Source organism: Streptomyces sp. NRRL B-24572, from assembly GCF_002156145.1.
In the GTDB taxonomy this organism is placed as follows: Bacteria; Actinomycetota; Actinomycetes; order Streptomycetales; family Streptomycetaceae; genus Streptomyces; species Streptomyces vietnamensis.
On record NZ_MWIG01001097.1, the window covers coordinates 1 to 730 of the forward strand.

At 71.0% G+C, this 730-nt stretch carries 2 pseudogenes; both read left to right on the forward strand.

Features of this window, described 5'->3' with window-relative positions:
* Nucleotides 1-198, forward strand: a pseudogene (locus tag CCN56_RS43735) (hypothetical protein); the annotation flags it as partial.
* 68 nt (nt 199-266) lie between these two features.
* Nucleotides 267-730 (forward strand): annotated as a pseudogene (locus tag CCN56_RS40500) (LamG domain-containing protein); the annotation flags it as partial.

A 730-nucleotide genomic window follows, 5' to 3' on the forward strand; every position in this document is an offset into this window, starting at 1 on the left:
GGCATGTCGCTGACCGGTGGCGCGAACAACCTCTACGTCGGGGTGCCCTTCAGCAAGGCCTCCGGCACCACCAAGGGGGTCCTCCACGTCGTGACGTGGGCCGACCTCGACGGCACCACCAGCACGGGTGCCACCACGTACCAGCCGGGATCGGGCGGACTGCCCGACAGCGGCGTCTCGTTCGGCGTGGTCGGGTGACGGACGGCATGGAGAGAAGGAAGTACACCGCGATGACGTTCTGTTCGAACGGAGGTGCGGAAGAAGGGGTGGGCGGCAGACGGCCGGTCCGCTCGCTCACCGTCGCCACCGCGCTGACGGCCCTGCTGGTCATGACGCTCGGCAACGCCCCCGCCCCCGAGCCCACGGCCGCGACTGTCGCCACGGACAAGGCCGCCGAGAAGGCGGGCAAGGGCTCTGCCACGGCCCTCACCGAGGACGCCGCCCAGGACCGGGCCGCGAAGACCGGGAAGAAGGTCGAGATCACCGGCCTTCGCGACGAGCGCAGCACGACGGTCGCCAACCCGGACGGCACCTTCACCGTCACCGAGTACGTGCAGCCGGTCCGCACCCGCAAGAACGGCGCGTGGACCGACATCGACACCACGCTGGTCAAGCGGGACAACGGGACCTACGCGCCCAGGGCCGCCGTCACCGCGATGGCCTTCTCCGGCGGCGGCGACCGCACCTTCGCCGAGATCGAGAAGGACGGCCGCCCCCTCTCCCTCGACTG